This is a genomic window from Streptomyces sp. NPDC102360, assembly GCF_044766085.1.
Lineage (GTDB): Bacteria > Actinomycetota > Actinomycetes > Streptomycetales > Streptomycetaceae > Streptomyces.
In genome coordinates, this window is the sequence record NZ_JBIWLG010000001.1 from 1,252,417 (window position 1) to 1,275,773 (window position 23,357).

At 70.9% G+C, this 23,357-nt stretch carries 19 protein-coding genes; 10 read left to right on the forward strand and 9 right to left on the reverse strand.

What is annotated here, in order from left to right:
• Positions 1–3: 3 nt before the first annotated feature.
• The 3 genes from ACIRHA_RS05695 (at position 4) to ACIRHA_RS05705 (ending at position 2,802) form a co-directional block, all read left to right on the forward strand.
• Complete coding sequence (locus tag ACIRHA_RS05695; RefSeq protein WP_403840234.1) at positions 4–828, forward strand: ABC transporter ATP-binding protein; 825 nt, start codon at positions 4–6, stop codon at positions 826–828.
• On the forward strand, positions 818–1,681 hold the full coding sequence (locus tag ACIRHA_RS05700) for an ABC transporter permease (RefSeq protein WP_403840237.1): 864 nt from the start codon (positions 818–820) through the stop codon (positions 1,679–1,681). Before ACIRHA_RS05695 ends, ACIRHA_RS05700 begins: the two co-directional genes overlap by 11 nt.
• Positions 1,682–1,743: 62 nt before the next feature.
• Positions 1,744–2,802 (forward strand): ABC transporter substrate-binding protein, encoded by a 1,059-nt coding sequence (locus tag ACIRHA_RS05705; protein WP_403840239.1) that lies wholly within the window; start codon positions 1,744–1,746, stop codon positions 2,800–2,802.
• A 28-nt stretch (positions 2,803–2,830) separates the two neighbouring features.
• Here the strand turns inward: ACIRHA_RS05705 and ACIRHA_RS05710 are convergent, their stop codons facing one another.
• On the reverse strand, positions 2,831–6,010 hold the full coding sequence (locus ACIRHA_RS05710; protein WP_403840242.1) for a cytochrome P450: 3,180 nt from the start codon (positions 6,008–6,010) through the stop codon (positions 2,831–2,833).
• Between the two features lie 132 nt (positions 6,011–6,142).
• Here ACIRHA_RS05710 and ACIRHA_RS05715 point away from each other — a divergent pair, with 132 nt between their 5' ends.
• On the forward strand, positions 6,143–6,820 hold the full coding sequence (locus tag ACIRHA_RS05715) for a PAS domain-containing protein (RefSeq protein WP_403840244.1): 678 nt from the start codon (positions 6,143–6,145) through the stop codon (positions 6,818–6,820).
• Between the two features lie 58 nt (positions 6,821–6,878).
• Here the strand turns inward: ACIRHA_RS05715 and ACIRHA_RS05720 are convergent, their stop codons facing one another.
• The 8 genes from ACIRHA_RS05720 to ACIRHA_RS05755 all read right to left on the reverse strand — a co-directional run bounded on the left by ACIRHA_RS05720 (position 6,879) and on the right by ACIRHA_RS05755 (position 17,360).
• Positions 6,879–8,303, reverse strand: coding sequence for an MFS transporter (locus ACIRHA_RS05720; protein ID WP_403840246.1), 1,425 nt, complete (start codon positions 8,301–8,303; stop codon positions 6,879–6,881).
• A 164-nt stretch (positions 8,304–8,467) separates the two neighbouring features.
• Complete coding sequence (locus ACIRHA_RS05725) at positions 8,468–9,910, reverse strand: aminopeptidase P family protein (RefSeq protein ID WP_403840248.1); 1,443 nt, start codon at positions 9,908–9,910, stop codon at positions 8,468–8,470.
• Complete coding sequence (locus ACIRHA_RS05730) at positions 9,907–10,776, reverse strand: ATP-binding cassette domain-containing protein (RefSeq protein WP_403840250.1); 870 nt, start codon at positions 10,774–10,776, stop codon at positions 9,907–9,909. Before ACIRHA_RS05730 ends, ACIRHA_RS05725 begins: the two co-directional genes overlap by 4 nt.
• Positions 10,773–11,666, reverse strand: coding sequence for an ABC transporter ATP-binding protein (locus ACIRHA_RS05735; protein WP_403840252.1), 894 nt, complete (start codon positions 11,664–11,666; stop codon positions 10,773–10,775). Before ACIRHA_RS05735 ends, ACIRHA_RS05730 begins: the two co-directional genes overlap by 4 nt.
• Positions 11,663–12,658, reverse strand: coding sequence for an ABC transporter permease (locus tag ACIRHA_RS05740; protein ID WP_403840254.1), 996 nt, complete (start codon positions 12,656–12,658; stop codon positions 11,663–11,665). The genes ACIRHA_RS05735 and ACIRHA_RS05740 overlap by 4 nt, the downstream gene beginning before the upstream one ends.
• Positions 12,658–13,617: an ABC transporter permease gene (locus tag ACIRHA_RS05745; protein WP_403840256.1), complete on the reverse strand. Its 960-nt coding sequence runs from the start codon at positions 13,615–13,617 to the stop codon at positions 12,658–12,660. Before ACIRHA_RS05745 ends, ACIRHA_RS05740 begins: the two co-directional genes overlap by 1 nt.
• 6 nt (positions 13,618–13,623) lie before the next feature.
• Positions 13,624–15,327, reverse strand: coding sequence for an ABC transporter substrate-binding protein (locus tag ACIRHA_RS05750; RefSeq protein ID WP_403840259.1), 1,704 nt, complete (start codon positions 15,325–15,327; stop codon positions 13,624–13,626).
• A 71-nt stretch (positions 15,328–15,398) separates the two neighbouring features.
• The gene (locus ACIRHA_RS05755) at positions 15,399–17,360 is read right to left on the reverse strand and encodes a glycoside hydrolase family 127 protein (RefSeq protein WP_403840261.1); all 1,962 of its coding nucleotides are present in this window, start codon (positions 17,358–17,360) and stop codon (positions 15,399–15,401) included.
• Positions 17,361–17,511: 151 nt separating this feature from the next.
• Here ACIRHA_RS05755 and ACIRHA_RS05760 point away from each other — a divergent pair, with 151 nt between their 5' ends.
• The 6 genes from ACIRHA_RS05760 (at position 17,512) to ACIRHA_RS05785 (ending at position 23,312) form a co-directional block, all read left to right on the forward strand.
• Entirely contained in the window at positions 17,512–18,144 is a 633-nt protein-coding gene (locus ACIRHA_RS05760; RefSeq protein WP_403840264.1) for a helix-turn-helix domain-containing protein, read from the forward strand.
• 103 nt (positions 18,145–18,247) lie between these two features.
• A complete protein-coding gene (locus ACIRHA_RS05765) occupies positions 18,248–19,441 on the forward strand; it encodes an NAD(P)/FAD-dependent oxidoreductase (RefSeq protein ID WP_403840266.1) in 1,194 nt (397 codons plus the stop codon).
• Positions 19,438–19,770, forward strand: a complete 333-nt coding sequence (locus ACIRHA_RS05770) for a (2Fe-2S)-binding protein (RefSeq protein WP_403840268.1) — start codon at positions 19,438–19,440, stop codon at positions 19,768–19,770. Before ACIRHA_RS05765 ends, ACIRHA_RS05770 begins: the two co-directional genes overlap by 4 nt.
• A gap of 91 nt (positions 19,771–19,861) precedes the next feature.
• The gene (locus ACIRHA_RS05775) at positions 19,862–21,358 is read left to right on the forward strand and encodes an FAD-dependent oxidoreductase (RefSeq protein WP_403840270.1); all 1,497 of its coding nucleotides are present in this window, start codon (positions 19,862–19,864) and stop codon (positions 21,356–21,358) included.
• Complete coding sequence (locus tag ACIRHA_RS05780) at positions 21,355–22,311, forward strand: dihydrodipicolinate synthase family protein (protein WP_403840272.1); 957 nt, start codon at positions 21,355–21,357, stop codon at positions 22,309–22,311. Before ACIRHA_RS05775 ends, ACIRHA_RS05780 begins: the two co-directional genes overlap by 4 nt.
• Positions 22,311–23,312, forward strand: a complete 1,002-nt coding sequence (locus ACIRHA_RS05785; protein ID WP_403840275.1) for a proline racemase family protein — start codon at positions 22,311–22,313, stop codon at positions 23,310–23,312. Before ACIRHA_RS05780 ends, ACIRHA_RS05785 begins: the two co-directional genes overlap by 1 nt.
• The last annotated feature ends 45 nt before the right edge of the window (positions 23,313–23,357 follow it).

Genomic DNA, 23,357 nt, shown 5'->3' on the forward strand with positions numbered 1-23,357 from the left:
GGCATGACAAGCGTGCCAAGTCCATCGAGTCCGGCCATCGAACTGCGCGGTGTCCGCAAAGCCTTCAGTACTCCGTCCGGTGCCCTGCACACCGCGGTCCACGACCTCGACCTGACCGTCGAGCAGGGCGCGTTCGTCGCCGTCGTCGGCCCCACCGGCTGCGGGAAGTCCACCACCCTCACCCTGGTCAGCGGCCTGGAGGAACCGACGGAGGGCGAGGTCATGCTGTCCGGCTCGCCGGTGCGGGGCATCGACGAGCGGGTCGGCTTCGTCTTCCAGCAGGACGCCGTCTTCCCCTGGCGCACCGTGCTGTCGAACGTGATGGCAGGTCCCCGCTTCCGCGGTGTGCCGAAGGCGGAGGCCAAGGACAGGGCCCGTGAGTGGCTGGCCCGTGTCGGCATGAGCGCCTTCGAGGACCGGTACCCGCACCAGCTGTCCGGCGGCCAGCGCAAACGCGTCGCCCTCGCCTCCACCTTCGTCAACGACCCGTCCATCCTGCTCATGGACGAACCCTTCTCCGCCCTCGACGTGCAGACCCGCGCCCTGATGTCGGACGAGCTGATGGAGCTGTGGGCCGGCACCGGCGCCTCGGTCGTCTTCGTCACGCACGACCTGGAGGAGTCCATCGCCCTCGCCGACCAGGTCGTCGTCATGACCGCGGGCCCGGCCACCGTCAAGGAGATCTTCACCATCGACCTGCCACGGCCCCGCCGCGTCGAGTCGATCCGCCTGGAGCCGCGCTTCGTCGAGATCTACCGCGAGATCTGGTCCTCCCTGGGCGAAGAAGTCCGCATCACTCGCGAAAGGGGCGCCCAGCATGCCGCCTGACACGACCCTCGCCCCCGCCGCCCCGGCCCTCAAGTCGGCGCGCGCCGAAGAACGCGCCCGGGCCGCACGGCGGCGCCGCGGCATCGTCCTGCTGTCGCGGGCCGCGCTGCTCGTCTTCGTCCTGGGCGTGTGGGAGTGGTTCTCGCGGGCGGGCGTCATCGACCCGTTCAACTTCTCCATGCCCTCGAAGATCTGGGACCAGATCCAGCAGTGGGCCCTGCACGGAACCCCGCAGGGATCCCTGCTCGAACAGATCTGGTACACGCTCTACGAAGCCCTGCTCGGCTGGGTCATCGGTGTCATCGGCGGCGTCGTCCTGGGCATCGCGCTCGGTCGCGTCCGCTTCCTCGCCGACGTCATGGGCCCCTACATCAAGGTCCTGAACGCGCTGCCCCGCATCGTCCTCGCCCCGATCTTCCTCATCTGGTTCGGCCTCGGCCCGGCCTCGAAGGTGGCCTCCGCCGTCGTCCTGGTCTTCTTCCCGGTCTTCTTCAACGCCTTCCAGGGCGCCCGCGAGGTCGATCGGCACATCATCGACCACGCCCGCATCCTCGGCGCCCGCGACCGTCAGGTCACCTTCCAGGTCGTCATCCCCGCCGCCACCTCGTGGATCTTCACCAGCCTCCATGTCAGCTTCGGCTTCGCCCTCATCGGCGCCATCGTCGGCGAGTACATCGGCGCCACCAAGGGCATCGGCCTGCTCGTCTCCGCCTCCCAGGGCACTTTCAACTCCGCGGGCGTCTACGCGGCGATGGTCATCCTCGCCGTCGTCGCGCTGCTCGCCGAGGGCCTGCTCACCTTCCTGGAGAACCGGCTCTTCCGCTGGAAGCCGGCCAGTGACGACGCCCGCTAGCAACCGCCCCCGGCGCATACCCCCGTCCCCCGCATCGCCCGTTCATCCGTCAGGAGCCGCACATGTCCCGTCGCACCCTCACCACCAAACTCACCGCCGCCACCGCGGTCCTCGCGGCCCTCGCCGCCCTGAGCGGCTGCGCCGACGAGGTCTCCTCGAAGTCCGCCGACGCCGGCGGGGGAGGCGGCAAGGGCGGCAAGGTCAAGATCATGGTGGGTGGCATCGACAAGGTCATCTACCTGCCCGCGATGCTGGCCCAGCGCCTCGGCTACTTCAAGGACGAGGGCCTCAACATCGAGCTGCTGAGCGAGCCCGCCGGTATCGACGCCACCACCTCGCTCGTCGCCGGGAACGTCCAGGGCGTCGTCGGCTTCTACGACCACACCCTGGACCTGCAGACCAAGGGCAAGCAGGTCGAGTCCGTCGTCCAGCTCGCCAGAACCCCCGGTGAGGTCGAGGTCGTCTCCAACAAGGCGGCGGGCAGCCTGAAGTCGCCCAAGGACTTCGCCGGCAAGAAGCTCGGCGTGACCGGCCTCGGCTCCTCCACCGACTTCCTGACCAAGTACCTCGGCGTCCACGACGGTGTCTCCACCGACAAGTTCACCAACGTCGCCGTCGGCGCCGGCCAGACGTTCATCTCCGCCCTGAAGAAGGGCTCGATCGACGGCGGCATGACCACCGACCCGACCGTCGCCCAGATCCTGGACAAGAAGCTAGGCAAGGCCGTGGTCGACATGCGCACCCCGGAGGGCTCCCAGAAGGCGCTCGGCGGCCTGTACCCGTCCTCCAGCCTGTACATGAACACCGACTGGGTGAACGAGCACAAGGACACCGTCCAAAAGCTCGCCAAGGTGTTCGTGCGCACCCTGAAGTGGATGTCGGCGCACAGCGCGAAGGAGATCGCGGCCAAGATGCTCAGCGACTACGCGCAGGGCGGCGAGGGCCTGTACGCCCAGGCCATCGACAGCACACTGCCCATGTTCACCCAGGACGGCCGGATGCCGGCCGACGGACCCGCCACCGTGCAGCGGGTCCTGAAGTCCTTCAACCCGAACCTGAAGAACGCCACCATCGACCTGAAGAAGACGTACACGACCGAATTCACCGACAAGGCCAACTGAGCGGCCGCCCCCGGGAGGACGTGAACGCTCAGCCCCCGTACACGTCCTCCACGTAACGGCCCTCCGCCATCAGCGTGGTGAGCCACTGCTCCGCGGCGGCCTCGTCGGTGTCCGGTGTGCGGCCGCGGTGCAGTGCGCGGAACGCGGCGCGCACGCCGGGCGCCATGCGGGCGCCGTCCCCGCACACGTACACCCGCGCCCCCGCGTCGAGGAGGCGGCCGATCTCGGCGGCCTCGGCGGCGATGCGGTGCTGGACGAAGGCGTGGCCGTCCACCGGGGCGTCGCTGAAGACGGGGCGGAGCGAGACCGCTCCCGAAGTGTCGGCGGCGCGGAGTTCCTCGGCGTGCATGAAGTCCCGTTCGGGGTGGTCGCAGCCGAAGTAGAGGAGAGCGGACGGCAGTTGGGTGTGCTGTGCCGCCCGGTCGGCGACCACTCCGCGGAACGGGGCCAGGCCGGTTCCCGCGGCGATCATGATGACCGGCTCGGTGGTGTCCGGCCCGATGCGGAAGGCGTCGCGGCACGGCTGGATCCGGCCGAGGACGGTGTCGCCGGGGCGAAGGGACGCCAGGTGGTGCGAGCCCGTGCCCCGGTAGCGGCCGGTGCCGGAGGCCGCGGGTGCGTCGAGCACGGACACCATCAGGTCCACGTGGCCGGGGAGTTGGACCGGGCTGGAGGAGACGGAGTAGTGGCGCGGGCGCAGCGGCGGCAGCAGCCCGAGCAGCAGGTCCCAGCCGAGGACGTCGCGCAGCGCCGGGTGGTCCTCGACCAGCTCCAGGAAGGTGCGGGGGTCGTCGGCGGGCAGCTCCCGCAGCGCGGCTGCCTCCGGCGGGCAGGGGTTGGCGGCGGCGAGCGCGGCCACCTCGTCGGGGCCGGGACGGTGCTGCAACTCGACGTAGTGCGTGAGGAGTTCGCGGACGGTCACCGGCCGGTCGAGGGGCAGGGCGGCGCGGCGCGGGCGGGCGTCACGGATGTCGAGCAGCGTGTCCGGGTCGAGACCGAGGACCTTCAGCGCGCGGTCGACGAGCCCGTCCTCGTGCGCGGGCAGGACGGCAAGGTGGTCGCCCGTCCGGTACGACACACCATCGGGCAGCGCGAGCCGCACGAACCGCTTCACGCGGGGATGGCCGGGCGCCGTGAGGTCGCGCGCCTCGGTGACGGTGAGCGGAACGAGCCCGTGCCGGGCCGCCGCCGTGTCCAGCGGCCCTCCGGCGATCTCGCGGATCTCGTACGGAGTGGTGGGCCCGGCGGGGGCGTTCGCGGCGGTGGCCTCCGGGTCGCCGTACCGCTCAAGGAACGCGGTGCGCAGGTCCGTAGTGAAGGTGCGGACGGTGCCGCCGAGGTCGCCGGAGGCGTCGGCGGCGGCCCGCTCGCACAGCCGCTCGGCGCCGAGCGCGGCCAGGCGCTCGTCGATCCGGGTGGGGAAGTGCTGGTAGGTGGCGGCCCAGTTGCGGTCGCCGACGCCGAGCACGGCGTACGTGACACCCTCGGTGGGTGTGCCGGAGTCGAGCAGCCGGGCGGCGAACTGTCCGGCGTCGTCGGTGGGCCGGCCGTTGTAGGACGCGGCGACGATCACCACGGGCCGGTCCGTCGGAAGCCCGTCCGCGTACGTGTCCAGCGGGGCGACCTCGCTCTCGCAGCCGAGCGCGGCGGCCTCGTCGGCGAGCTGGGCGGCGAGCCCGGCGCAGGTGCCGTAGTTGCTGCCGTGCAGGAATAGGGCGCGGGTGCCGGGGAGTACGCGGGCCGGCAGTGTGTCGTTGTGCGTGCCGGGCCGTTCGGTCGCGGCGGACGCGCCGGGCAGCGGTGCGTGGACACGGTCGGCCGGGGTGCGCGGCGCGAGGGTGAGGGTGAAGCCGTCCGGCTTCAGGGTGAGGGTCTCCTTCACCGTCAGCTCGTAGTCGGCGTGGTCGACCAGGCGGTAGCGGTGCACGAGCATCGCGAGCAGCATCGTCGCTTCGTGCAGTGCGAACTGCCTCCCGATGCAGGCCCGTTCACCGGTGCCGAAGGGCTTGAAGGCGTGCGGGGAACGCGCCGCCTCCGCCTCCGGCGTGAACCGGTTCGGGTCGAAGCGCTCCGGGTTGTCGCCCCACACCGGCTCCCGGTGCAGCATCGGCGCCAGCACGGTCACACCCTGCCCGGCGCGCAGCGGGATGCGGCCGCCGAGCAGTGTGTCCTCGCGGGCCTCCCGGCTGAACGCGGCGGCCGTCGGCCACAGGCGCAGCGCCTCGTTGAGCACCTGCCGGGTGTACGTGAGCCGGCCGATCTCGTCGAAGTCCGGCTCCGGGTCCGTGGTGTCACCCCACAGGGCGTCCACCTCGCGGCGTACGAGATCGAGGACGGCCGGGTTCTTGGCGAGGTAGTACAGCGCGAAGGACATGGCGCCCGACGTCGTCTCGTGCCCGGCGATCAGGAACGTGATGACCTGGTTGCGGATGTTGGCGGTGTCCAGGGTGGAGCCGTCCTGAGGGTGCTCGGCCGTCAGCATCAGGCCGAGCAGGTCGTCGGTGTGCCGCTCGCCGCTCTCGACGCGCGCGCTGATCACGTCGTCCACGACCTGCGCGAGATAGTCGGCGTCGGCGCGGAACGCCGCGTCCGCGGCCTCGTAGTCGCCGCCGGGCACCCGCGCCAGGCGCTTCATGCTCCACTCCAGGCAGCGCACCATCGCCTCGACGAAGGGGTGCGGCTCGCTGCTGTCGAAGGACGCGAAGTCGTAGCCGAACCCGGCGAGCCCGATGGTGTCGAGCGTCATCCGGGTCATGTCGCCGGGCACGTCGACCGGGCTGCCGTCACCGGCGGCCACGTCCCAGGACTCGACGAGGCGGCGCGCGACCTTGTACATCACCGGGTGGTACGTACGCATGGAGCCGAGCGCGAAGGCCGGCATCAGGATGTCGTGGGCGCGCGCCCAGTTCGGCTCGTCGTTGTAAGCGGTGAACAGGCCGTCGGCGGCGAACTCGCGGACGTTGCGCAGCGCGGGCCCGATGCTCTTGGCGAAGCGGGTCTCGTCGGCGAGTTCGGTGACGAGGCCGAGGTCGGAGACGAACAGGGCGTCCCGGCCGTGCATCCGCCGCACCAGCTGCGGACCGTGTTCCCGCATCAGGCCCATGATCTGCTGCAGCGGTCCGGGGCCGAGTCCGGTGGCGGTGACGTCGACGACGGGTACCCCTGCGGCGGCGTAGGCGCTGTCGTCGGGTGTGGGGGAGACCGGCATGGTGGGGGGCCTTTCACGGAAGGAGAGCCTGCGGCTTCCAGCTTGATCCGCTCACCCTGCTGGTCAGGGCCGGTTCACTACATGATTGTGTAGTGGCTGACGGTGTATCGGACTTGTGCCGGGGCGCCGTCCATGGCATTGCCGCGAGGCGATACGTACGGACCGCGGGAGGCGACGGTGGACACCGGGGATGCGGTGGTGTGGCGCAATCGCGCGATGGTGCTGTTCGACCGGATCCCGATGCCGGTCGCGGTGTGCGATCCGCACGGCACCGTACGGCTGGTGAACGCCGCGTTCGCCCTGGAGTGGGGCACCACCGCGGGCCGTCTGAAGGGCCGCCCGATCCTCGACCTGTTCGCACCGGTCGATGAGGCGCAGGTCGACCGGATCGCCCGGGCGCAGAAGGCGCGCCGCCGCTCGCGCTACACGGTGGTGGTGGACTGGCTCGGCGGCGACGGGGTGCGGCGCCGGGGCGAGTTGATCGTCGACACGGTGAGCGAGACCGCGCACCGCGTGCCCGACCTGCTGGTGACCGTACGGGTCTTCGACGCGGCGGCCGTGCCCGACCGGACGCCGCCACCGGCCACGCGGCCGCACCCGCAGGAGGCGCGGATCCTGGCCCTGCTGGCCGCGGGCGCCACCACGGCCCGCGCGGCCCGCGAGACCGGCCTGACGACGGACGGCGTCACCTACCACCTGCGCCAACTGTCGCGCCGCTGGGGCGCGTCGAACCGTACGGAACTGGTGGCGCGGGCGTATGCGGAGGGCGTGCTGGTGGCGGGGGTGTGGCCGCCCAGGGCCGCGTCGTGACACGCGAAAGCCCGGGCCGCCCACGATCGGGCGGTCCGGGCTTGTACGCAGACGGTGGCTACGCTGGGCTCTCGCCCGCCTCCAGTGCCCCCAGGTCCACGTTCTTCGTCTCCTTGCTGCACAGCAGCGCGACGAGGGTGAGGACGGCCATCGCCGACAGGTAGACGCCGACCAGCCACGGAGAGCCGTCGCCCGCGTCCCACAGCGCCACCGCGATGAACGGGGCGACGGCCGCGCCGAGCACGGAACTGACGTTGTACGAGATGCCGGAGCCCGTGTAGCGCACGGACGTCGGGAACATCTCCGGGAGCAGCGCGCCCATCGGGCCGAAGGTCAGGCCCATCAGCGTGAAGCCGAGGACCAGCCACAGCACCACGCCGAGCGTGCCGAGGCCGATCAGTGGCACCCACACCAGGCCGAACACGAAGATGCCCGCGGTGATCCAGGCCAGCGTCTTGCGGCGGCCGTACTTGTCGGCAAGCGGGCCGGAGATGAGCGTGAACGCGGCGAAGAAGACCACGCCGAAGATCAGCATCAGCACGAAGGTCGTGTAGCTGTAGCCGAGGCCGGGCACGGCGGCGCTCTTCGCGGTGCGGCCGTAGCTCAGCGAGAACGTCGTCATCAGGTAGAAGAGCACGTACGTCGCCAGCATCGCGAAGGTGCCGAGGATCAGCTGCTTCCAGTGGTGCCGGAACACCGTCGCCAGCGGCAGCTTGCGGACCTGCTTGGTCTCCTGCGTCTTGGTGAAGACCTCCGCCTCGACCAGGCGCATCCGCACCCACAGGCCGATCGCGACCATCACGGCCGAGAACAGGAACGGGATCCGCCAGCCCCACGACAGGAACGCCTGCGACGGCTGCGAGGGGTCGGCGCCCGCCGCGGACGGCAGGAGGGCGGCGATGAGCAGGAAGAGGCCGTTGCCGACGATGAACCCGAGCGGCGCGCCCAGCTGCGGGAACGTGCCCCACAGCGCCCGCTTGCCCGGAGGCGCGTTCTCGGTGGCGACCAGCGCCGCGCCGCTCCACTCGCCGCCGAGCGCGAAGCCCTGCGCGAGCCGCATCAGTACCAGGAGCGCCGTGGCGGACCAGCCGATCGACCCGTACGTCGGCAGCACGCCGATCAGGAAGGTGGCGATGCCCATCGTGAGCAGCGAGACGACCAGCGTCTTCTTGCGGCCGAGCCGGTCACCGAGGTGCCCGAAGAAGGCCGCACCGATCGGCCGGGCCACCATCGCCGCGCCGAACACGGCGAACGACGACAAAAGCGCGGTGGTCGGGTCGCTGCTCGGGAAGAACAGTGCGGGGAAGACGAGTACGGCGGCGGTCGCGTAGACGTAGAAGTCGTAGAACTCGATCGTCGTCCCGATGAGGCTGGCGATCAGGACCCGCGAGCGCGGGTTGACCGGCGCGGCCGGATTCGGGCCGGAGGCGGGTGACGGCGCGGCGGACGTGGCAGGGGCCGGGCCGGTGGCAGAAGCGGACATCTTCGGGTCAATCCCAGGGGTGTTGCGGTGTGCGTCCACCGGCGCTCGAACGCCGGCGACCCTCGTACCGGTCGGACGGTACGAGGATCGCAACCCTTTCACGTGTCTCACTCACCGGTAATCGGTGTTCGATATATGAGACATATAAACGAGGGGTGGCCCGCTTACGCCGCCATCCAACGCTCCAACCCGGCCGCGTCCAGCGGCAGTTCCGCCGACAGCACCTCCGAACCGGACTCGGTCACCAGGATGTCGTCCTCGATACGCGCCCCGATGCCCCGCAGCTCCGGCGGCACCGTCAGGTCATGGGCGTGGAAGTACAGGCCCGGCTCGACCGTGAGCACCATGCCGGGGGTCATACGGGCGCCCTGGTACGCCGCGTAGTCGGCGCGGGCGCAGTCGTGCACGTCGAGGCCGAGATGGTGGCCGATGCCGCACACCAGATAGCGGCGGTGGTGCTGGCCCTTGGGGGAGAGCGCCTCGTCCACGGAGACCGGCAGCAGACCCCAGTCGTCCAGGCCGCGCGCCACGACCTCCATCGACGCCGTGTGGAAGTCGGCCCAGTCCCGCCCCGGGCCCACGGCGTCGAGCCCGGCCCGGTGCGCGCGCTCCACCAGGTCGTGCACGGAACGCTGGGCGGAGCTGAAGCGGCCGGAGGCCGGGAAGGTGCGGGTGACATCGGCCGTGTAGTAGCTGCGGGTCTCGACGCCCATGTCCAGGAGCACCGCGGCGTCCTCGGCCACGGGCCCGTCGCAGCGCACCCAGTGCAGGGTCGCGGCGTTGCGGCCGCTGCCCACGATCGTGGCGTAGCCGGGACCGTTGCCGTACGTGCGGGCGTAGCGGTCGAAGGTGCCCTGGAGCCAGCGCTCGCCGCCGCCGCGCACGGCCGCGGGGAACTCGCGGACCACCGCCGCGAAACCCTCGACCGTACGGTCCACGGCCTCGCGCAGCTGACCGATCTCCCACGCGTCCTTGACCATGCGCAGCTCGGAGAGCGTGCGGCCGAGGTCGGGGGAGGCCGCGATGCCGTGGCGGCGGGCCGTGTCGGCATCCAGCGGTCCTGTGAGCAGCGGGCCCTGCTGAGTGCACGCGACGAGCGCTTCGTCCAGGGCGCCCAGCGGCGCCGTCTCCACGCGCAGCGCCTCGCGCCAGTCGTCCAGACCGGGGGCCGGGCCCACCCACAGTTCGCCGTGCGCCGCGTCCGCGAAGAAGCCGCTCTCGCCGGGGCGGGCCGGCGGCGGCAGATACAGCACCGCGTCGTGACCGCCCGGCGCGGGACGCAGCACCAGAACTGCGCCCTCGACCGCGCAACCGGTCAGCCAGTAGAAGTCGCTGTCGGGCCGGAAGTCGTACGCGGTGTCATTGCTGCGTACCGGGGCCCGTCCGGCGGCGACCACGAGCGGCCGCCCGGCGAACTCGGCACTCAGGCGCGCACGGTGCGCGGCGGCCGCCTCCGCGACGCCCGGCACGGTCGGCGGCGTACGGTCGGCCTCGGCCCAGCCCTGGCCCATGTAGGCGGTGAAGCCGGGCAGCTCGGCCAGGCGCGGCATCCGGGGGTCCGGGGTGCTCGACCTCGGCACGGAGGTGGCGGGGGTCGTCTCGGTCATGCCGACTCCACTCCTTGGGTGGTCCGGGGAGCGGCACGCCGGCGGCGGTCCCACTCCGGGTTGATGCGCGGGATCGCCCCGAGCAAGGTGCGGGTGTACGCGTCCCGCGGCCGGTCGAAGACGTCCGCGGCGCGGCCGGACTCGACGATACGTCCCTGGTGCATCACCGCCACGCGGTGGGCGATCCGGCGGACCACGGCGAGATCATGGGCGATGAACAGGTACGAGAAGCCGTTCTCCCGTTGCAGGCGCAGCAGCAGGTTCATCACCTGGGCCTGCACCGACACGTCGAGCGCGGACACCGCCTCGTCGCAGATCACCAGCCGCGGTCCGACCGCGAGGGCGCGGGCGATCCCGATCCGCTGCGCCTGCCCGCCGGAGAACTGCGCGGGATAGCGCAGCGCGTGATCCGGATCGAGGCCGACGCGCTCCATGAGCTCGCGGGTGAAGGCGCGGCGGCCGCCCGGGACCGGCAGGTGCTGGTAGTCGAGCGGGGCGGTCAGGATGCGTTCGACGGTGTGCCGGGGGTTGAGCGAGGAGAACGGGTCCTGGAACACCACTTGTACGTTGCCGCGGAAGCGGGCGAGCGCGGCGCCGTTCGCGTGTGTCACGTCCTCGCCCGCGAACTGAAGGGTTCCGGCCGTGGGCTCCATCAGCTTGGCCACCAGGCGCGCGGTGGTCGACTTGCCGCTGCCGGACTCGCCGACCACGGCGAGCGTCTCGCCGGGGTGGATGTCGAGGCTCACGTCGTCGACCGCGGTGGTGACGGACGTACGGCCGAGTGAGCCGCGCGTGGTGAACGTCTTGGTCAGCCCGCGGGCGCGCAGCAGCGGCGCGGGTCCGGAGCCGGAGTGGTCGGGGGTCACCGGGGGTCCTCCTGTGCCGCGCCGAGAGGTGTGAGGTCGGCGAGCGTGCCGCCGGGCTCGGCCAGTTCGTCGTCGATGCGGGGGATCGCGTCCAACAGCTTGCGCGTATAAGCGTGTTGGGGGGTGCAGAAGACGTCCTCCGTCGTCGCGTACTCCAGTTGCTCGCCGCCCCGCATCACCAGCACACGGCCCGCCAGGTTGGCGATCACCGCCAGGTCGTGGGTGATGAACAGCATGCCGGTGCTGGTCTGTTGCTGGAGTTCGGTCAGGAGCGTGAGGATCTGGTCCTGCACGGTGACATCGAGCGCGGTGGTCGGCTCGTCCGCGATCAGCAGCGCCGGCTCGCACACCAACGCCATCGCGATCATGACGCGCTGCCGCTGGCCGCCGGAGAACTGATGCGGAAAGTGGTCCACACGCTCGGCGGGCCTCGGGATGCCGACCTGGCCGAGCGCCTCGACGGCCTGTCTGCGTGCCGCACGCCGCGAGCCGCCGCGGTGGCTTCGGTACGCCTCGGCGATCTGCAGACCCACCGTGTAGTAGGGGTTGAGCGAGGACAGCGGGTCCTGGAACACCATCGACATCGCGTCACCGCGCAGCCGACGCAGCTCCCGGTCGGGGCGGCCGAGCAGCTCGCGGCCCTGGAGGCGGACGCTGCCGCTGGTGCGGGCGCCGCGCGGCAGCAGGCCCATCACCGCGAGCGAGGTCATGGACTTGCCGCTGCCGGACTCGCCGACGATGCCGAGGGTCTCGCCCCGCTCCACGGTGAACGACAGATCGCGGACGACGTCGACGGGCCCGCGCCCGGTGGGGAAGGTGACGGTCAGCCCCTCGACCGTCAACAGGCCGTCCGTAGCGCTTCGTTGGTCCGGTATCTCGGTTGTCATCATGACGCGGTGATCCTCACGCGCGGGTCCAGGAAGGTGTACAGGACGTCGACGACGAGGTTGCCGATCACCACGAAGAAGGCCGCGAGGAGCGTGACCGACATGATGACCGGCTGGTCGTTCTTGGCGATCGCGTCGGAGGCCATCTTGCCGACGCCGTTGAGCCCGAAGACGGTCTCCGTGATGATCGCCCCGCCGAGCAGCCCCGCGAAGTCCATGCCGAACAGCGTGGTGATGGGCGTCAACGCCGGGCGCAGCGCGTGCCGGCGCATCAGCAGCGCCGGGCGCAGGCCCTTCGCACGGGCGGTGCGCACGAAGTTCTCGGAGAGCGTGTCGATGACGTTGGAGCGGGTCAACCGGGCGTAGAGACAGGCGTATCCGGTGGCGAGCACGATCCACGGCATCAGATACGACTCGAACCACATCTGCGGGTCGTCGCCGAAGGAGACCGCCGCCGGGAAGGGCAGGATCCGCAGTTTGACCACGAGCACGTACTGCAGGGCGAGCGCCAGCACGTAGTTGGGGATGCTGGAGCCGCCCAGCGCGAGGCTCATCGCACCGCGGTCCCACCAGGTGCCCTCTTTGACGCCGCTCAGCAGACCGCAGGCGACCCCGGCGAGCAGCCACAGCACGGCCGCGCCGACCGCGACGGTCGCGCTCACGGGAAGGCGCTGGATCACCATGTCCCAGACGGACTGGCCGCTTTGGAAGCTGTAGCCGAGGCACGGGGCGTGGCAGTGCACCAGGTTGGCGCCGCTGCCGTAGTCGCGGCCGACGACGATGCCGCTGAGGAAGTCCCACAGCTGCGTGGCGAACGGCAGGTTCAGGCCCAGGGACGACCTGATGGTCTCGATCCGCTCGGCGGTGCAGGTCTTGCCGCAGATCATCACGGCCGGGTCGGGGGAGAGCTGGAAGAAGATGAGATACGTGAAGACACAGACGGCTACGAGGATGAGCGCCACCCAGGCGAGACGCCCGGCGAGGTAACGGGCCATCAGACGGCCTCCCCGGCGTCGAGGGCGTGCCGGATCCGGTCGCCCAGCACGGTCAGCGAGAGCACCGTGCCGAACAGGAAGCAGCCGGGGATCGCGAAGTACAGGGGATCGACCTGGTACCAGGAGACCGAACTCGCGATCATCTGCCCCCAGGACGCCGTCGGCGGAGTGACACCGACACCGAGGAAGGACAGGCCCGCCTCCGTGCCGATATAGCCCGGTACCGACAGCGTCGCCATCACCAGGATCGAGTTGCGCAGATTCGGCAGGATCTCCTTGAACACCAGCGGCCACTTGGCCGCGCCCGACGCCCTGGCCGCCTCGACGAACTCCCGCTCGGCCAGCGCCAGCGTCTGCCCGCGCACCACGCGCGCCAGATACGGCCAGCCGAACACGCTGAGCACGACGACAAGGAGCGGCGCCCGGCCGCTGCCCGGCAGCGCGGACAGGATCGCGATCATGAAGATGAGCGCGGGGAACGCCATCAGGAAGTCCATGAGCCGGGAGATCACCGTGTCCACCCAGCCGCGCAGGAACCCGGCGAGCACCCCGAGCACCGTGCCGATCGCGGTGGTGATCAGCGTGGCCGCGACGGCGATCAGGAGCGAGGTACGGGCCCCGTAGGCGATCCGCGCCAGGATGTCGCGGCCGTTCTGCGGCTCGACGCCGAACCAGTGCTCGGCGCCGATCCCGCCGAACGAACCGCGTGGCAGTCCGCCGATGTCGGTGTCGACGGCCGCGCGGTCGAAGGCGTCGGGACCGTGCCCCGTGATCATGGTGAGCAGCGGGGCGAACAGTGCCATCAGGACGATGAGGAGCAGGAAGGCGGTGCTGAGCACCGCCCCGACATCACGGGACAGGGCTTGCAGCACCCGGCGCCCGGTGGAGCCGGGCAGTTCGGTGCCCGGCGGCGCGCCGGCTGTGCCCGGCTGCGCCTCGTGGAGGACTGAAGTCGACATCGCGGGCTACTTCTTCGGGTCCGCGAGACCGACGGAGACGAGGTCGACGCCGCCGGAGAACGACTGACTCAAGTACGCGCCCGCGATGTTGTCGCCGGTGACGGAGACGACCTTGGTGTAGTGCAGCGGCACGATCGGCGCCAGCTTCATGATCTGCCCGTCGAGCTTGCCGTACGCGGCGTTCTGCGCGTCCGGATCGCTCATCGCCTCGATCGCGTCCATCCGGTCGTTGATCTTCTTGTCGTCGAGCATGGCGATGTTCGGGTTGCCGCTGTCGGAGATGTTGCGGCCGTCGAACAGCGGCGGCAGGAAGGTGCTGCCGCCCGGCCAGTCGGGGCACCAGCCGGTCAGCGCGCCGTCGTGCTGTTGCGAGGGTGTACCGATGACCTCGTAGAACGTTGACGTGTCAATGGTGTTGACCTTGACCTTGATGCCGACCCGCTTCAGGGCCTGTTGCACCGCGACGGCCGTGGCCTGCTCCACACCGGCCGCGCGGGTGTCGAGCGTGAACGTGAAGCCCTTGGCCTGCCCCGCCGCGGCGAGGAGCTTGCGGGCCTTGCCCACATCGCCGGTGCCGCCCTTGCTCGGGTACATGTCGGTGGCGTCGCGGCCCGGCACGACCGGCGGCTCGATGGAGGTGGCGACGGTCGCCAGCGACGATCCACCGTGCGCATCAACAGTTGTCTGCTTGTTGACCGCGTACTCGATGGCTTGACGGACCCGTACATCCTTGAGCGGACCCTTGCTCGTGTTGATGCTCATGTACGAGGTGCATCCCGTCATGCCCGACAGGGTGCGCTGCTTGAGCTGCGGGGTCTGGATACGGGAGACACTCGCGGGCTGGAGCTGGGCGGTGCCGGTGATGGCGTTCGCGTCGGCGCCCTGCCCGGCGATCAGACGTTCGTCGATGGTCGCCGGGTCCAGACCGAAGGTCCACACGAAACTGTCCGGCTTCGCGTCCCGCACCTCGTCCGTCGACCGCTTCCACGCCTTGTTGCGTACGAGGACGAGCTTCGAGCCGTGCTGATAACTCTTCAGCTTGTACGGGCCGGAGGCGATGGGCTCACGGTCGAAGGCCGCCTTGGTGCCGGTGCCCTTCGGGAACGGTGTGAACGTGGGCTGTGCGGCGATGTAACCGAACTGCGCCGTCGCCTTCTTGAGGTGGAAGACGATGGTGTGCTCGTCCGGCGTCTCGATGCTCGACAGGCCACCCGACTTGTACGGGCCCTTATAGTCGGCCGGCGCCTTGATGTACTGCTTCGCGTACGGCGAACCGATCCCCGCGTCCGGGTCCCAGGCGCGCTCGACGCCGAACTTGACGTCCTCGCTGGTGATGCCGGAACCGTCCTGGAAGGCGGTGCCGGACTTCAGCTTGAACGTCCACGTCTTGTTGTCGTCGGACGGCTTGCCCGCGTCGGTGGCCAGGTCACCGACGATCTTCGTCCCCTTGGCGCCGGGGGCGGCCACCTGGGTGGTGAGGGTGCGATAGATGAGGCGATAGAAGTTGTTGACGCCGCCGTCGAACCCGCGCGCCGGGTCGAGATGGGAGAAGTCGGCGTTGGCCAGGACGTGCACGGTGCCACCGGTCGCGGCGGCTGCGCCGGGGTCGGCCTCCTTGGCGGCGGACGCGCCGCCGCCCTTGCAGGAGGAGAGCGTGAGGGCGAGCGCGGTGCACAGGACGGCGGCGGGCAGGGCTATGGCTTTTCTCATGACGCCTTCTGGAGAGGGGGAAGGGTAAGAGGGGCGAGGGGGAGGCGGAGAGGAAGGGGCAGGACCGGCGGTCAGGCGCGCCGGATCCACACCCGCATGGGTGCCGCCTCGCGGTTGCCCCACAGGAAGTAGGGGACGAGGGTGAGCCCGGTGCTCGCGGCGGCGGTGGCCGTACGGGACGGGTCGGTGCCGGTCAGCACGGGATACAGCTCGGCGGACGTAGGGAGTGAGACGCCCGCTTCCGCGTCGAGGACGACGGCGCCCTCGAAGTCCGAGTCGGTCCGGGGGCGGGCGGCCGCGACCTGTGCCACGTCGAGCGTCACGTCGTCGATGTCGACGCCGCAGTCCTGCTGTTCGACGCAGTACACGAGGGGACCGCGGGCGACGGCGATGGAACCGCGCGTCGCATCCAGATAGGGGTGGGAACCATGGGCACGCACGTCCATCGGCAGCCGCAGCACGAGCTCGTCCCCGTCCCGCCAGACACGTCGCACACGCACCCAGCCATCCGCCACACCGGGGTCCACGGCCTCCCCGCAGACGGTGAGCCGCACGGCGCCCGCGTCGGCCCAGCCGGGCACGCGCAGGGTGAGGGCGCAGGGCCGCTCCGGCGCCGCACGGACCGTCAGGCGGACCTCGCCGTCCCACGGATACCGGGTCACCATGTCGACCGCCAGCTCCTGGCCGTCGATCCGAGCCGTGGCATACCCCGCGATCACGAGCTCGTCGGCACGTTCGGCCGCGAGGTGCTCGCCGAGCTGGGACATCCAGCGCACGATGTTGGGCGGGCAGCACGGGCACCCGAACCAGGGGCGGCGCAGCAGCTCCCCGTCGGCCTCGGCGCCGCTGCGCTGCTCGTGGTCGGCGCGGCGCTGCAACGGGTTGTCGTAGAAGAAGGCGCGGCCGTCGGCGGAGGGGCCGACCGCGAACGCGTTGTAGAGAACGGTCTCGAACGTGTCGAGGTAGCAGGCATCCCCGGTGGCCAGGAACATCCGCCAGCCCCACTGCATGGTGGCGATCGCCGCGCAGGTCTCGCTGTAGGACCGCTCGGAGGGCAACTCGTAGCGGTCGCCCACCGCTTCGTCGGAGTGCCGGCTGCCCAGGCCCCCGGTCACGTACAGCTTCGTGGCGGTCATGTCGGCCCACAGCCGCGTCAGCGCGTCGAACAGCGAGTCGTCGCCGGTCTCCAGTGCCACGTCCGCCGCGCCCGCCGCGAGATACGCCATGCGCACCGCGTGCCCGGTCACCGACGGCAGTTCGCGCAGCGGCACCTCGTCCTGGAAGTACGAGGGCGGGAAGACGCTGTGCCGCAGCCCGCTGCGCCGCCCCTGCCCGCGCCGATCGACGAAGAGCCGGGCCTGCGTGAGGTAGGCCTCGTCGCCGGTCTCCCGGTACAGCTCCACCAGGGCCATCTCGACCTCGGGATGCCCGCAGACGGCCTCCTCGCCGCCAGGCCCGAAACGTTTCACCACGAGATCGGCGAAGCGCACGACGACATCGAGCAGCCGCCGGTCTCCGAGGCGCCTGTGGGCGGCGATCGCGGCCTGGGCGAGGTGGCCGAAGGTGTAGAGCTCGTGTCCCCAGGCGAGGTCGGACCAGGGCTCCTTGGCCTGGTCGGGGTCCTGGTAGTAGGAGTTGAGGTACCCGTCGGGAGCCTGCACCCGCTCGAGAAGCGCGACGACCTCCTCGTAGAACTCACGCAGGAGGCCCTCCAACTCGCCACCCGCGCCGTCCAACTCGCTGCGCGTGCCCTCCAACTCACCGCTCGTGCCCGCCAGTTCGTATACGAGCCCCTCCAGCGTCTTGTGGACGTCGGTGTCGAGGAACGGGTACTTCCCGCGGAACGCGAGGGGCCCGCTCTCGTCCGGCAGAAGCCTGCGGAGGTTGTCCACATTGCCCGCCGCGCGGAGCTGCTCCACCGTGTGCGGCAGAGTCTCCTCGCGGTTGCGGCGCTGCCAGTCGGCGAGGAGACCGCCGACGATCGCGACCTGTGAGCCGGGAAGGGGGCGGAGACGTTCAGAGGGGTGCCGCACGTTCAGTCCTCCAAGTGGCGTGTACTTGGGTGCTGTTGCGCCGAATGAATCGCAAGCGTGAAAACGAACGAGAACCGTTCGGGTCAGTAAACGCGTTGTGCGGCATAGTGTTCGTCAAAGCGAACGCTGTCAAGGGAGTCAGGGAGAGGCTATGGACGTTCCTCAGGAGTCGGTCCGCGACATGGTGGCGGCCAATCTCCGCCGTGCGAGGACACAGCGAGGCCTGTCGATCTCGGAGCTCTCGCGGCGCTCCAAGATCGGCAAGGCGACGCTCTCCCAGCTCGAATCGGGCACAGGAAACCCCACCATCGAGACGGTGTTCAGTCTCTCGCGCGCCCTGGAGATGCCCGTCTCCGACCTCCTGGAGACACGGGCGCCGGGCGGCCTGACCGTCGTGCGCGCCAAGGAGGTCGAGGTGCTCAGCGGCGCGGGCGTCGACCTGCGGCCGCTGCGTCGGATGGACTTCGGCGACCTGGTCCTCGAGGTGTACGACCAGGTCGTACGGGCCGACAGCAGGCAGGACTCGCTGGGCCACGTCGGCACCGAGCACACCATCGTGCAGACCGGCCGGCTCCAGGTCCGCGTGGACGGCGACGAGGTCGAGCTCGGCCCCGGCGACTACGTGGGCTTCGACGCCACGCTCCCGCACTCCTACACGGCGCTCGACGGCGACGTGCACTCGGTGCTGCTGCTCCAGTACCGACCGCACGAGCACGCGCACTTGGGGATCCCGCACCCGAAGCCGGGCACCACCGACCCCGAGTCCGCACCCGAGAACGAGTGATGGCTACAAGTATTTTTTGATCACCCCTCCCGAACCCGTTGACACCCGCTGAAGGGCCGTCCTAGCCTCCGAGCTGTTCGATGAAGCGAACGGAGGCGGTTCGATGTACGGAACGCGGGCGGTCATTCTCGGGGCCGGAATCGTCGGAGCCGCCTGTGCGCGGGAGTTGGCCCTCGCGGGCTGCGCCACCACGGTCGTCGACCGCGGCCGCCCGGCCGCCGCGACCACCGCGCACGGCGAGGGCAACATCCTCGTATCCGACAAGGGCCCCGGCCCCGAGCTGGAGTTGGCGCAACTGTCCGGTCGCCTGTGGCCACAGATCGTCGACGAAATATCGGAACACGCCCCCGATGTGCGCGACTTGACGGAATGGGACCCCAAGGGCGGCATCGTCGTCGCCACCACCGACGACGGCGCCCGCGAACTCGCCAAGTTCGCCGCATCCCAACGCGCGGCAGGGGTAAGGGCCGAGCCCCTGGACGCCGCCTCCCTCGCCGCCGCCGAGCCGTACGTCACCCGCGAGCACACAGCGGCGTTCCACTACCCCGACGATGCCCAGGTCCAGCCCGCCGGCGCGGCGGCCGCCCTCCTCTCCGATGCCCTACGCGCAGGAGCGACCCTGCGCACCCACCGCGAGATACACGGCGCGGTCACCCGCGCCGACCGCCTCACCGCCGTCCGCACTTCGGCCGGCGAGCTCATCGAGGCGGACATCTTCATCAACGCGGCGGGCCCCTGGTCGGGTGAACTGTCCACCCGCCTCGGCGCCCCCATCGACGTACGCCCCCGCCGCGGCGACGTCCTCGTCACCACACCCCTCCCGCCCACCGTCTTCCACAAGGTCTACGACGCCGACTACGTGGGCGCCGTCGGCAGCAGCGCCGAGGACCTGCAGACCTCCGCCGTCGTCGAATCCACCCGCGCGGGCAGCGTCCTCATCGGCTCGTCCCGCCGCCGCGTCGGCTTCGACGACCGGCTCCGCCCCGACGCCCTTTCCGCGATCGCCGCCAAGGCGCTGCGCCTCTTCCCGTCCCTCGCGGACGTGTCGGTGATGCGAGCCTACGGCGGCTTCCGCCCCTACGTACCCGACCACTTGCCCGTCATCGGGCCCGACCCGCGCCTCGCCGGGCTCTGGCACGTGGGCGGCCACGAAGGCGCGGGCATCGGCCTGTCCGTCGGCACCGCACGCCTCGTGCGGGACCTGCTCCTGGACCGGCCGACCGAGATCGACGCGACACCGTTCCGGGTGGACCGGCCCGCCGTCCTGGGACGCACGGAGAAAGGCAGGGCGGCATGAGCCCACGACGCATACCGGCGGCGCACGACTCCGTCGGGCGCAGCGAGACACCGCTCACGATCACCGTCGACGGGGAGCCCGTCGCCGGGATCGAGGGCCAGTCCATCGCGGGCATCCTGCTCGCCTCCGGCCGCCGCTCCTGGCGCACCGGGCGCACGGGCGCGCCCCGTGGTGTCTTCTGCGGCATCGGCGCCTGCTTCGACTGCCTGGTCACGGTCGGCCCCGAACGCGACGTCCGCGCGTGCCGCAGGCGGGCGCGGGACGGGGACGAGGTGCGTACGCAGACACGCGAAGCCGGGGCCGGGGCCGGGGCCGAGGAGGGACTGTGACGCAGAACGACGACTGGATGGGCATTTCACGTCACAGTCCCCGAACCGCCACCCTCACCCCAGCCCCCAACCTCACCCCCACGGAGGCCACATGACACGCCACGTAGTGGTCGTAGGCGCGGGGCCGGCCGGGCTCGCCGCCGCGGATGCCGCGCTCGGCGCGGGCGCGCGGGTCACCCTGATCGACGAGGCCGAGCAGCCCGGCGGCCAGTACCACCGGATGCTCCCCGAGGCCTACGCCGCCGACCGGCCCGAGCGCCTCCACCACGGCTGGCGCGCCTTCGACGAACGCCGCCGCCGGGTCCTCGCCCATGCGCGCTGCGCCTGGTGGTCCGAAACCGCCGTGTGGGCCCTGGAGCGCCCCGATCCGGCGGAGCCGGGACCGCCGCGTGTGCACGTGCTGCGCGGCCCGGTCGACGGCGGCGGCCGGGACCGGCACACGCTCGACCCCGACGCGCTGGTGCTCGCGGTCGGCGCTCATGACCGTGTACTGCCCTTCCCCGGCTGGGAGTTGCCCGGCGTGTACACCGCGGGCGCGGCGCAGGCGCTGGCGAAGGGGGAGCGGGTGGTGGTCGGCGACCAGGTGGTCGTGGCCGGGAGCGGGCCGTTCCTGCTGCCGGTGGCCGCGTCGCTGATCGAGGCCGGGGCGCGGGTGCGGGAGGTGCTGGAGGCGAGCACCCCGGCAACCCTTGCCCGTGGCTGGGGTCGGCGCCCTTGGGAGCTGGCCGCGCAGGCCGGGAAGGCCTCGGAACTCGCCGAGTACAGCGCACTGTTGGCGCGGCACCGGGTCCCGTACCGCACCGGACGTACGGTCGTCGAGGCGCGGGGCGACGGGTGTGTGGAGGAGGTCGTCACCGCTCGGCTGCGTGCCGACTGGTCGGTCGTGCCCGGCAGCGAGCGCACCGTTGCCGTGGATGCCGTGTGCGTCTCGCACGGGTTCAGTCCGCAACTGGAGCTGCCGCTCGCCGCGGGGTGTGCGCTGCGCGCCACCCCGGCGGGCGAGTTCGTCGAGGTCGACGGCGACCAGCGCACCACCTGCCCCGGCGTGTACGCGGCCGGGGAGATCACAGGCATCGCCGGCGCGCCCGCCGCCCGCGTGGAAGGCGCGCTCGCCGGGTGGCTCGCCGCGGGTGGCGACCGGAACACCGTCACCGTACGCAGGCTGCGGACCAACCGTGACCAGGGCCGCGCCTTCGCCGCCCGCCTTGCCCGTGCGCATCCCATCGGGGCGGGCTGGTCCGGGTGGCTGCGGCCCGAGACCGTGGTGTGCCGGTGCGAGGAGACGGACTACGCCACCGTGTGCCGCGCCGCCACCGACGAGGCCACCGCCGCTCCGCGCGCCGCCAAGCTCGCCACGCGAGCAGGGCTCGGGCCCTGTCAGGCGCGGATGTGCGGACCCACCGTCGCCGAGATCGGTGCTCGTCTGCGCGGGCCCGACGAGGGCGACCGTGACGTCGCGGGTCTGCCTCCGGCCAGCGAACACCGGCGGCCCATCGCCCGTCCGATCCGGCTCGGCGATCTGGCCGGAGCCCCCGAAACCACTGCCACGTCCCCCAGCAACTCCCTTACAGAGGAGAGCAGTTCATGAGCGGCAAGAAGCAGCAGAAGAAGGGCTCCATCGGTCTCGGTGGCGTCGTCGTCGCCACCGCCCTGCCCTATTACGAGGACGCCACCGCCCCCGCCGGGCTCGCCGTCGACTACGACCGTTACGCCGAGCACTGCCGATGGCTCATCGACAACGGCTGCCGTGGCGTCGGCCCGAACGGGTCCCTCGGTGAGTACTCGTCCCTGACGGATGAGGAGCGGCGGAAGGTGGCCTGTACGGCGATGGAGGCCGTCGGGGACGACGGTGTCGTGGTGGTCGGTGTGCACGGCGTCGGGTCCCACCAGGCGAAGCACTGGGCCGAGGTCGCGGCCGAGGACGGGGCCGACGGTGTGCTGTGCCTGCCGCCAACCCTGTACCGGGCCAACTCGCGTGATGTCATTGACCACTTCGAAGCTGTGGCCTCCGTCGGCCTGCCGGTGATGGTCTACAACAATCCCTTCGACACGAAGGTGGACCTCACGCCGGATCTGCTCGCCGAGATCGCGCAGATCGACAACATCGTCGCCGTGAAGGAGTTCTCCGGTGACGTGCGGCGGGTGCTGGAGATCAAGGAGAAGGCGCCTGATCTTGAAATCATCAGTGGGGCTGATGATGTGGTGCTCGAAAGTCTGCTGATGGGGGCCACCGGGTGGTTCGCCGGGTTCCCGAACGTGTTTCCCGCCGAGTCCGCGCGGCTCTACGACTTGGCGCTCGCGGGCAAGCTGGAGGAGGCGCGGGCGCTGTACGAGCCGCTGGTCGCCGCCTTCCGCTGGGACTCGCGCACCGAGTTCGTGCAGGCCATCAAGTTGGGGATGGAGCAGGTCGGCCGGTTCGGCGGGCCCTGCAGGCCGCCGCGCGGTGCGCTGCTGCCCGAGATGCGCGAGCAGGTCGAGGCCGACATGGCCCGTGCGATCGCCTCGCTGGAGAGCACGTCCGAGAAGCAGGGGGCCCTCTGATGCGGTCCGTCCGCACACTGAGTGCCGTCGACTCGCACACCGAGGGCATGCCCACCCGTGTCGTCACCGGCGGAGTGGGCCCCATCCCCGGTGACACCATGGCCGAGCGGCGTACGTACGCACTGGAACACCTCGACGAGCTTCGCCGGTTCCTCGTCGACGAACCGCGCGGACACGCCGCGATGAGCGGCGCCATCCTGCAGCCGCCGACCCGCCCGGACGCGGACTGGGGTGTCCTGTACATCGAGGTCAGCGGCTTCCTGCCGATGTGCGGGCACGGCACCATCGGCGTCGCCACCGTGCTCGTGGAGACCGGGATGGTGGAGGTGAGCGAGCCTGAGACCGTCGTCAGGCTCGACACGCCCGCCGGGCTCGTCGAGGCGCGCGTCGCCGTACGCGATGGTGTCGCCGAGCAGGTCACCCTGCGCAATGTGGATGCCTTCGCGCTGGAACTGGATGCCACCGTGAAGGTGCCCGGGTACGGGGAAGTGCGCTATGACATGGCGTACGGCGGGAACTTCTACGCGATCACCGAGCTGGATCAGCTCGGTCTGCCCTTCGACCGGGCCCGCAAGGACGACATCCTCAAGGCCGGACTCGCCATCTCCGACGCCATCAACGAGCACAACCGGCCGCGGCATCCGCTGGACCCGGTCATCGGCGGCTGCAAGCACGTGCAGTTCCTCGCCCCCGACTCCACCGCCCGGCACTCGCGCAACGCCATGGCGATCCAGCCCGGCTGGTTCGACCGCTCGCCGTGCGGCACCGGCACCTCGGCCCGGATGGCGCAGCTGCACGCACGCGGCGAACTCCCGCTGCACACCGAGTTCGTGAACGAATCGTTCATCGGGACGCGGTTCACCGGCCGGCTCGTCGGCGACGCGAAGGTCGGTCAACTGGACGGCGTCGTACCGGAGTTCTCCGGTCGCGCGTGGATCACCGGCACGGCCAACTACCTCCTCGACCCGAGCGATCCCTTCCCGCACGGCTTCGTGCTCTGACACCCCAGGGCCGCGCACACCTCCCAGGAGCCACCGTGTCCCGTA